This is a genomic window from Pedobacter sp. HMWF019 (assembly GCF_003061025.1).
Lineage (GTDB): Bacteria > Bacteroidota > Bacteroidia > Sphingobacteriales > Sphingobacteriaceae > Pedobacter.
Genome location: NZ_QAIL01000352.1, coordinates 8,191 through 17,721, shown reverse-complemented (window position 1 = coordinate 17,721; position 9,531 = coordinate 8,191). Strand labels below are relative to the sequence as shown.

Annotated in this window: 16 protein-coding genes; 7 read left to right on the top strand and 9 right to left on the bottom strand. The window is 38.9% G+C overall.

Annotated elements, in window-relative coordinates:
* Window positions 1–293 precede the first annotated feature (293 nt).
* Complete coding sequence (locus tag DBR11_RS19500) at window positions 294–878, bottom strand: hypothetical protein (protein ID WP_108554301.1); 585 nt, start codon at window positions 876–878, stop codon at window positions 294–296.
* 23 nt (window positions 879–901) lie between these two features.
* Window positions 902–1,054, bottom strand: a complete 153-nt coding sequence (locus DBR11_RS29685; protein ID WP_158275334.1) for a hypothetical protein — start codon at window positions 1,052–1,054, stop codon at window positions 902–904.
* 453 nt (window positions 1,055–1,507) lie between these two features.
* On the opposite strand from DBR11_RS29685, the gene DBR11_RS19490 reads away from it, so the two are divergent.
* On the top strand, window positions 1,508–1,708 hold the full coding sequence (locus tag DBR11_RS19490; RefSeq protein ID WP_108554299.1) for a hypothetical protein: 201 nt from the start codon (window positions 1,508–1,510) through the stop codon (window positions 1,706–1,708).
* 176 nt (window positions 1,709–1,884) lie between these two features.
* Here DBR11_RS19490 and DBR11_RS19485 read toward each other — a convergent pair whose 3' ends face one another.
* The 6 genes from DBR11_RS19485 to DBR11_RS19460 form a co-directional block, all read right to left on the bottom strand.
* Window positions 1,885–2,520 (bottom strand): DUF6266 family protein, encoded by a 636-nt coding sequence (locus DBR11_RS19485; RefSeq protein WP_108554298.1) that lies wholly within the window; start codon window positions 2,518–2,520, stop codon window positions 1,885–1,887.
* 24 nt (window positions 2,521–2,544) lie between these two features.
* Window positions 2,545–3,174, bottom strand: a complete 630-nt coding sequence (locus DBR11_RS19480) for a hypothetical protein (RefSeq protein WP_108554297.1) — start codon at window positions 3,172–3,174, stop codon at window positions 2,545–2,547.
* On the bottom strand, window positions 3,158–3,667 hold the full coding sequence (locus DBR11_RS19475; protein WP_233260832.1) for a peptidoglycan-binding protein: 510 nt from the start codon (window positions 3,665–3,667) through the stop codon (window positions 3,158–3,160). The genes DBR11_RS19480 and DBR11_RS19475 overlap by 17 nt, the downstream gene beginning before the upstream one ends.
* Window positions 3,586–3,969, bottom strand: a complete 384-nt coding sequence (locus DBR11_RS19470; protein ID WP_146186594.1) for a hypothetical protein — start codon at window positions 3,967–3,969, stop codon at window positions 3,586–3,588. Before DBR11_RS19470 ends, DBR11_RS19475 begins: the two co-directional genes overlap by 82 nt.
* Window positions 3,970–4,028: 59 nt before the next feature.
* Window positions 4,029–4,673: a DUF6266 family protein gene (locus DBR11_RS19465; protein WP_108554295.1), complete on the bottom strand. Its 645-nt coding sequence runs from the start codon at window positions 4,671–4,673 to the stop codon at window positions 4,029–4,031.
* 188 nt (window positions 4,674–4,861) lie between these two features.
* Window positions 4,862–5,119 carry a helix-turn-helix domain-containing protein gene (locus DBR11_RS19460; protein WP_146186593.1) on the bottom strand — a complete coding sequence of 86 codons (258 nt, stop codon included), beginning with the start codon at window positions 5,117–5,119 and terminating at the stop codon, window positions 4,862–4,864.
* Between the two features lie 368 nt (window positions 5,120–5,487).
* Between DBR11_RS19460 and DBR11_RS19455 the strand changes: the two genes are divergently transcribed.
* The 6 genes from DBR11_RS19455 (at window position 5,488) to DBR11_RS19430 (ending at window position 8,951) form a co-directional block, all read left to right on the top strand.
* Window positions 5,488–6,045, top strand: a complete 558-nt coding sequence (locus DBR11_RS19455; RefSeq protein ID WP_108554293.1) for a hypothetical protein — start codon at window positions 5,488–5,490, stop codon at window positions 6,043–6,045.
* A 305-nt stretch (window positions 6,046–6,350) separates the two neighbouring features.
* The gene (locus DBR11_RS19450; RefSeq protein ID WP_108554292.1) at window positions 6,351–7,322 is read left to right on the top strand and encodes a helix-turn-helix domain-containing protein; all 972 of its coding nucleotides are present in this window, start codon (window positions 6,351–6,353) and stop codon (window positions 7,320–7,322) included.
* A gap of 67 nt (window positions 7,323–7,389) precedes the next feature.
* Complete coding sequence (locus DBR11_RS19445; RefSeq protein WP_108554291.1) at window positions 7,390–7,668, top strand: hypothetical protein; 279 nt, start codon at window positions 7,390–7,392, stop codon at window positions 7,666–7,668.
* Between the two features lie 28 nt (window positions 7,669–7,696).
* Complete coding sequence (locus tag DBR11_RS19440) at window positions 7,697–8,047, top strand: helix-turn-helix domain-containing protein (protein ID WP_233260831.1); 351 nt, start codon at window positions 7,697–7,699, stop codon at window positions 8,045–8,047.
* Between the two features lie 203 nt (window positions 8,048–8,250).
* A complete protein-coding gene (locus DBR11_RS19435) occupies window positions 8,251–8,661 on the top strand; it encodes a hypothetical protein (protein WP_108554290.1) in 411 nt (136 codons plus the stop codon).
* On the top strand, window positions 8,655–8,951 hold the full coding sequence (locus DBR11_RS19430; protein ID WP_108554289.1) for a hypothetical protein: 297 nt from the start codon (window positions 8,655–8,657) through the stop codon (window positions 8,949–8,951). The genes DBR11_RS19435 and DBR11_RS19430 overlap by 7 nt, the downstream gene beginning before the upstream one ends.
* A 141-nt stretch (window positions 8,952–9,092) precedes the next feature.
* On the opposite strand, the gene DBR11_RS29930 is transcribed toward DBR11_RS19430, so the two are convergent.
* Window positions 9,093–9,531 (bottom strand): M57 family metalloprotease (locus DBR11_RS29930; protein ID WP_199233893.1); only part of this gene is annotated, 439 nt, incomplete at its 5' end.

The window sequence follows — 9,531 nt, the reverse complement described above, 5'->3', positions numbered from 1 at the left end:
GAAAAGAAGTGCAGGGCTTTCCCCAACTTCCTTAACATAGTAAATGATATAAAACTTAGTTATGTTCTAATATATGGAGTTAAACTATAATTAAAGGCTGAGATTTATAGTTAGACTACAATTTCAATTCCCCAACTTCATCAATAATTCCCTAACATCTAACTTGGATCAGCTCCCCCCAAAAAACCCTGCACCTCTTTTCACACCTCAGGGCCTGAAGCCCTTCGCGGAAGGTCCAGTGAGAAAAGAAATGCAGGGTTTTCCAACAAAATCACAGTTGTTAATCAACTTATTTATTTCCACAAGATTTTAATATTGTCCGTTGTGGTGGTTCTAAGGCGGTAATTTTTCTGATCCATAACTATATCAGGTCTTACATGAGATTCTTTAAGAATTTTGGTTCTTCTATCAACCTGATTCAAAACATAGGAAAAACTACGATCCTTTTTTGGTGGAATTGAAAATTTTATGGTCGGTTTACCTATGACCTTTTTGCCTTCATAAGCAAAATCAGTAATTTGAGAAAAGCCCGTATGTGTTGTCATTCTAGCAGAAGTATTTTTGCCCAGAAACAATTGATATTTATGCCCCTGATCATCGGTTATCCCAAAATTCTCAAATCCCTCAAGGTTTAATGTCACTTCAAGAGGTTTATTAAAAATGTTCAATACTGTAACATCAATCTTAACCTTTCCTGACTGAATATTCCCAATGGCTGTCATTCTTTTTACAGCTACGAATGGATCTAATGGCACGAAAATTTTCTCCTGGGCATTGCCGTTTGGTATATAAACTAAGCAAGAGAATGCCAGAATATGAAGTATGCGTATAAAGAAACTCTTGAACACCATAAGGTCACAGTTTTTGGAGGTTGTCATCAGTCGTAGTTGTAAAGTAAATATTAATTTAGATGTTGATAATAACCATTTGCTTTCATTTGATCTATTACATCATCAAAAACCAGGGGCTTTGGAATTAATTTATCGAAGTACCCTTCCGTATTGTCCCGGACAAAATCAACGACCTGACTATAGAATATATTTAATTGTTTCATCACATCCTGATAATCCTTGAGTACATTTTCTGTTTCAAAGGCAAACTGACTTTGAACAATAATGATAAACAGCGGCTCTTTAGTTGCTTCAGTACGAGCAATGCCATGACACTTAAAGAGAGAGCAATTTTTGAGAATTTCATAGGGCGTTTGAGTTGAGGTTAATTCATTAATGTAAATTAGGGCATATAATTGACAAAACAAAATTCACAAATCCTCACCCTCTCCGGTCTGCACTCAAAAAAAACCTACACCTCTTTTCACACCTCAGAACCTGAAGCCCTTCGCGGAAGGTTCAGTGAGAAAAGACTTGCAGGGTCTTCCACAAAATTTTGCTTCGCTCCTCAATATTATCATAAAACAATCAAAATTTAATTTTTATACAATAATTAAAACTATAAATCATTATATATAGCTTTGCAACCATTAACTAAAAAACAAATAACCAAAACAATGGGTACAGACGAACTTATAATTGCAATGGCCGAAGACAGAGGCGCTAAAAAAGCTGAGAAAAAAGCCGAAGCACAAGCAAATAGAAAAGTCCTGGCAGAAAAAAAGGCAATTGCCAGAAACTTCAAAAAGTTAGGCGTAGCCATTCCAGACATAGCAAAAGGTTTAGGTCTAACCGTCGAAGAAATCGAACGACTCTAAAGTAAATCATGATAGAAAAATAAAAAGGACAACTTTTGGTTGTCATTTTTTATTTCCCTTCCTCCCAATCCTCCCCCTCTCCGGTCTGCACCCAAAAAAACCTTGCACCTCTTTTCACACCTCAGGGCCTGAAGCTTTTCGCGGAAGGTCCAGTGTGAAAAGAAGTGCAGGTTTTTTCACCCAATCTTGCCGAGATAAACACTCGTACTCACCCTCCCCCCATCCTCACTCACAAAATGCATCCACCCATACAAAACATCATCCACAAACCCAACAGGCAACCTCAACAACGCCTCCTTCGAAGAACGAAACGCAACATCCTTAAACCCCAAAAACTTACCCTTCGTACTATTATACACAATAAAATTAGCCAGATCCGAAGCCCCACAAAACGCAGAAAGCGGACCATTAGACCAAACCACATGAACAGAAGCATTCAATAACAAAAACACATTTTTCACCCACGAAATCAACAACTCCCCCCGGCTAAAAATCGCCTTCGAAAAATCAATGCTAAAATCAGGCCCCTCACCCACCAGCGCCTCCTTCATATGATACGAAACCGCCGCATTCATCGCCGTTTTCTCCTCCACACTATGCTGATACCCAATATTGATCCAACTTAATAACGGCCTCAACCAGCTACTCACAATAGACAACTTCAACCGCTGATTCAACTGCGCCTCCGTAGGCGGCACACTACTCAAATCATGCAAACCCTTCAAATACGGCACACCCTTCCACGAAGAACCAATCACACTACCAATTTTCCCCGAAACATTCCCATTTATACCATTTTTATACCTTCCCATAACTATAAAATTTAAACTAAAACATTAACCAATAATTTCACCCAACACCAAAATATCATCCTGTAAACCAGCAACCAGCGTCAACAACAACTGCGCATTCTTATCCTCAACCTCAATCTTACCCTCAAACAAATCATCCGTCCGGTCAAAATACAAGGCATCCGTCTCAGTATAAGCCTCCCGCTTTTTGAACGTAAACATGCACGAACAATGGCAAATCACCATCTGAAATATCAAATAATGACTATACAGCGCATACAACCTATCCTTATAACTCATCCCCTCCTCCGGTTCCTCCACATCATAAGAATAATACAGCCCCGAAGCCAAATCAAAACAATCCGTTTCCTGAATAATCTCTAAGCCTTCCAGACTGTTGATCATCAAAAAAGTTCTGGAACATTCTAACACCCTATTCACAGAAACCATCAATCCCTTAATCACAGAATTCTCCAAAGAATCCAACAAATCCAATTCAATATTCAGTGCGCTAATATGATCTGTTGTTTCACAATACGAATCCGGTTCAACCAAATCTTTCAAATCAGAGAGCTCCCCCTCAAAAGCCAAGGAAAAACACTCCTCCATCAACCTGGAAATCACAAAATTTAACGAATGATAAGTAATCCCTTTAATCTCATCTTCCAGTTCCATAGCTCAACCAATTAGAATATCTGTAAATAGATCTTTTATGCCGCATCCGCTGATAAACACCATCCCCATTCCGCCCACCAGACGGATCCGTATTGGCCTCAACCGTAACCACCCAATCCCCCCTCACTTTCTCTACCAAACCACAATGCGCAATCCTACCAAGCGATTTAAAATAGATACCGAAAACCATCCCAGGAGCAGCCTCCCTAACAATCCGACCGATAGGAAACAAAGCCGGAGACCAACCCGTCCTGGGAACCCCATACCCAGCTTTCATAAAAACCCAGGATACAAAAGCCGCACAATAAGGCGCACCACGCTTCAAACCCACGCAACTCAAATACTCCTCCACCCGCGGCCCATCATTTCTCCCACTCCACTCCCGAACACCAACCTCTCGACTGGCGATACCTAACAAATCGCCACCATGCAGCCCACTGCCGCCAAAAGCAGTAAAGCAAAAGAACACAAGTAAAACCCTAACTGCATCCATAATTCCAAATCCTTAAATTGTAAAACCATCAAACCGACCCCAGGTAAACCAATCCCTCTCCAAAACCTATCTAGTAACCACCAGCACAAACCCAGCAAACCCAAAAAACCAATCACACTCAACACCATCAGCAACAAAATATTCTGATCAATAAAGCCCGCCTGCGCATCATACCTATTCAACAAACCAGGAACAAAAAACCAAACCATCACCAAGAAAACCAATACATGGTATTCCCACTTAACCCTCCCCATAAAATCCACCACCTCTAAACCCAAATACTTTAATCTCAACGTTTTCATAACATAAACCATTAAAATAAAACCAAAAGCAGGCGTGTCCAAACAGACACGCCAAACCGTTAAATCACAGGCATTTCACCCGCATACACACTATTACTCACCTGCTTACCATCCAAACTCACAAAAGCCATATAGCAATGCACATCATGACCAATCCAAGCCGCCGGCAGCGGTAAAGTAAATGTTAAAGCAGTCCTCGCTACCGCATTCCGCAACGTCACATACTTCAACAGCGTAGGATTATACACCATAAAAGTGGCCTTATCCGTCGCCGCACCATGATCCGTATCCACCAAGGCCCCCCAGTCAAACAGTACCTTCGCTGCACCTCCAGTCGTCACTCCTGGATCCTGTGGCTCCTCCAAATCTCCAACACTAAACACCACCTTAACCGGATTGATCAAGTAATCAGGAGCCGTACCCATCACCGCATACTTCAAATGATAAGAACAAGCCGCATTAAAAGGTGAAATTCCATCTGTAAAAGCCTGATAACCGATCTCCAGCAACACCTTAAGCGGCTTCAAGAACTCCATCACTGTGCTAAACCTCAACTGCTGGTTCAACTGTGCCGGCGTAGGCTTCCTATCCGGAGACACATCCGGCAAACTTCGCATGTAGTGTATGCCCTTCCAAATCGCACCAACTACAGTGCCCACAATTCCCCGGAACGGGCCGAGAATCCCTTTCTTGTATTTTCCCATATTTCTAAAAATTAAGGGTTAAAAAATCTGTTATTTCGTAAGCGATAAACCTTTCGTACTGGCCAGTCAATTAGAATCAAACACCCACAACACAAAGATAACCACCTCACAAACAACAAACTACAGTTCAAAAAATACTGAACCATTTTGAACCAAATTGAACCCTTTCTGAGCCCATTTGATCCCTTTCAATACAGAGAAGATTTCAAGTAAAACCACTTTTTTCCAATTTTCTTCGAAACCCAGGCCCCATCCTCACGTCTCCTGTACAAAGTCGCCTTACCAATATTCAGCAACTGCTTAACATCTGCACTGTCCAACCAAACCTCATTTTCTTCAACTGCCCGTTCCACCCTTCTCTTCTCCGCCCTCCAAGCTTCCAAGCCCTCCTTAATCTCCCCCAAAATCTTCACAATCATTATTATACTCTCTAAAAATGTTTTCATAAAAATTAAGATTATATGGTAAAAGCAATCCCAAAAACAGCAAATACCACCGTTAATTAAATAAGAAGCAGAAAAACAATAACCAGTCTATCTGCAAAATCGACACGAAAGAACATCGCATCTAAAATCTAAGTATGAGTCTTTCCATAGCATTAATTTAGGTCAAAATAAAAGATGATTGATACAAGATACCCATACAAAAAGTATCCCCACTTGTAAAATTATAAGCAGCCCACTTTTCAAAAAATTTTGCAAAATTCTTCAAAAATATCACAAAACAACCAAAATTTAATTTATATATAATTATTAAAACTATAATTCATTATTTATAGCTTTGTAATCATTAACTATTAATAGAAAAACGAACAATGTCAACACATCTATCAACAGGGATTATCACTGGCTTTAGTGCACCAGTTAAATCTGTAGAAAAAATCAATGTCGAAGGTAAAATACCAGAAGAAGCATTCGGACAAGCAATTGTAGACAAACTGGATTTATTTGACTGCATCATCAGCGAAGGAGAATACATCTGGAACCTAAAACCAGAAGTTTTAGAACAAAACTTAAAACCCTTTCTGGAGCAATATTATATCGACTTTTACCGCAGCAGTCACCAGCCCAATCACAAAAGAGATCTATTACAAGTTTTTCGCTTTTTAAACACCAGACCATCCGTAAACGAAGTAAAACAGTACTTGCAAGAAAGCTATACAAATGTCTTTCAAGGAGATCATTATTACGGCCTATATATCAGTTTTGGCGATGATCCAATAAGCTATCACCTAAACACCATCAAGTTGAGCCGCGAAGGTCAAGTCATATTTGAAGAAGTCTATGATCACCTATCATTTTTTCAACGATCCCTCAGGCAACTCTATAAAAGAAACCCACTCGGAAACTGCCTATTCGTAGAAGTATCCTAAAAACATCTATCTTCACCCTCCCGATATGCACCTTCCACGGTCTGCACCCAAAAAAAGCTACACCTCTTTTCACACCTCAGGGCCCGTAAGGTCCAGTGTGAAAAGAGGTGTAGCTTTTTCCCATTAATAGCATTATAATCAAAAAAAATAGCACTATAATCAAAACATCAACCACAAACAACTGACCAGCAAACAATTAATTCAAAATCATCAATTATCCCCCTAACATACCTATCTAACATATCCCTATATTTGTATCGCCCTTCAATTACAAATTATCGCTCGATATATATTTGTAAACCAGCATGCGAAAAAAGTTATCTAAAAACGGTAACGCCTCAAGCCTAAAAGATCAATTAATCGATATTTTTTCTTCCTATCATCCCCTAAGCGAAGAATTAAAAACTCAATTAATTCAAAGGCTAAAAATCCAACAAATAAAAACAGGGCAATATCTGGCCATACAAGAACAATATTGTTATCACTTCTACTACCTCGCAGAAGGTATCCTCATCTCCACAACAAATAGAAACGATAAGCAACTCACCACCTTCATCCTTGCAAATGGAAGCTTCGTAACCTCTATATCCGGTATGTACGGGCAAAAACCATCCGACGAAAGTATTTTTGCGGTTGAAGATACCTTAGTTATCGGACTGCACGCACAAGACTTCCATTACTTCTACCAACACCATCCAGAGATGAACGCAATCATGCGCCGCATAATGGAACGCTGTTTCCAGGAAGCCCATGAACGCTCCAAAATGATTCGACTAGGAACTGCAAAAGAAAAATACCTCTACCTATTAGAGCATATCTCAGAACACATCAACCGTATCCCCTTCCACCACCAGGCAAGCTATTTAGGCATTCGAGAAGAAACCTTAAAAAGGATCTACAAAGAAATCCAACTAGACAACGACGAAAGCCAGACTGCCGATCTTTTTGAAAGAATAGATCATCACTTGCAACATACCAATATCATCTATCAACCAAAAATCACCTTAAAAAGCTTTGCCAGAACAATGGATATTCCCGCCCATCAAATTAGTTCTATCATTAAAAACAAATACAAAAAAAGCTTCAATCAACTTATCTATACTTTAAAGATCGAACACGTTAAACAAAAACTTGCCAACATATCCGATCACAAACACCTCACCCTAGAAGGCATTGGAACAGAAGCTGGATTTAAATCCAGAAGTGTATTCTTTTCAGAATTCAAAAAACAAACTGGTCTAAGCCCTGGAGAATACCTTAAAAAACTACATCAATAAACCCCAATCCACTCATTTATTATACAAATCACTATGACCCTTTTTGGGAATAGTGCATTCCTCTGCCATGGAATTCCATTCATACATCACCAACGGAGAAATTTACACCTCCAAAGAAATTACTTCCCAGCATTTACATCCAGATCAACTTGTTGTAGATGCATTAACCAAGCTCTCAGAATTAAACGCAGAATTTCTACATATCGTAGAAAACGGAAAATGTATCGGCATCCTGTACACCAAAGAATTGCTTTGGTTCCTTGCACAAAACAAACCACACAACCTACTCTTTCACAAGCTCAATTTCGATATAAGAACCGCAATACACCACATCATTAATAGATAATATCAACTCAAATATTTCGTTAAAAAAAATGAAAATCCCCATTTCAGAAACAATGTCAAATCAAATTGGAAAAAACATCCGACAATTGCGCAAGAAAAATAACCTATCCCAAGCAATAATGGCAAAAGCCCTTGGAATCTCCATTCCAGCTTTCTCTAAAATCGAAGCAGGAATTACAGACATCAACATCAGCCGCCTCAACCAACTCGCAGCCTATTTTGAAGTGACAACCTCCGATATTCTCTTCGGAGAAGAAGGAAGATCAGAACATAAAGAAGCCATAGAGAATTTAAAAGAAAAACTGGCCCAAAGAGAACAAGAACTATTTGAATTACAAAGCAAGCTAATAACACTCTATGAAAAGCTTAAAGACAAATAGCTTCAAATAACCAAGATCCCGTATTGACCACCCCATCCCACCTATTAGTAACGCACAAAACTAAATTCTGTTCTCCTTAATAAAATCGTTCATTTTCAAAACAATACATTGCAATTCCCTACAAAAACCATAAAATTTATGGAAAAATATACGAGCGATTCTAAAATCAAATATTTGGATAGAATTTTAGTAAAATTAAAACTATGGCGCAGAAACTATCCAAAGATAGAATAATGATGATTGACCACCTTAAGGAGCAAGCATTTCAAAATACAACCAAATCAATTTCTAAAGAAGAATGGCAAAAAGTAGGCGATCTTACAATTGAAACTCTAAAACTCATAGAGGTTTTCGAAGTAATTTCAGAAATAGGCATATTCCTAAATTTCTATGAGACCATAGATGATGCTTTCACACTATTATTGGAAAACGAGCCAGAAAACCAGGAAAAAATATTTAGAACATATAAACAATTAACCAGATTATTCCGGGTCATAGAAAAAAATGAAAACACGATTGTTTCCAAGCAATATGAATTAAAAGCCCTTTTAAGAGACCTGGACATTTTAGAAACAGACTCATTTCAACAACCGAAAGGCCTTCAGATATGCTAGTAGCCCATAACGATCCAGATATTCAAAAAAGAATTGAAGCAGATCTTCACGAAACAATGGAGGATTTTTTTCACATGAATGCCCCATCAGACTGCCTGGAAACACTAAATGAACTTATATGTTGTTTCATAGCTGCTCACGAAAATGAGAATTTTGCTCAGGCTCATATTCAAAATACAATTTTTGGAGCCAATATAATGGGCGTTTTTATTACAAAAATCCATGAACTATATAACAAAAAGACCCACTGCAGCAGAATTACGAAAAGTAGCACAGATGAAAATAAGTAAATAAATAAACCTATATCCCAGTATGCTCGTTACCTCTCCCTCCGGTCTGCATCCAAGAAAATATGTTTTACTGAATCGAACCTTAGAACCTGCAAGGTTCAGAGAGATCAGAAAACATATTTTCAACACTCAATCCTCACTTTAATTCATTGCAATCCTAGGTTTGCCATATATCTTTTGAGCCCCCGCAATATCAGACTGCGTCAACTTCATTTCCAGCGTACCACACCCACCACACGGATAATGCATAGCCGAATAACAATCATAAGCCGTTTGCTGCCTTGCCCCAAGATACCCATCAATTATACCCTCCCCTTTACAACTTTCAGCAGCAGACCAAATATGCTCATGCCTAAAGCCCAAAACATGCCCCAACTCATGTCTCAAAACCCCAGCCTTACTTTCCTGCATCGTAAAAAACCTAGGATCAATAAAAAGTTTCCTCTTATAAGGCGGATCATTCGGAAAAAAAGCATTCGCAATAAAATCCCCCCGAGAATTAAACTCCCTGATCACAAAAGTCAAACTTGGATCCATATCATCATCAACCGATTGATTATCCAACTGGGGCACGTATTCA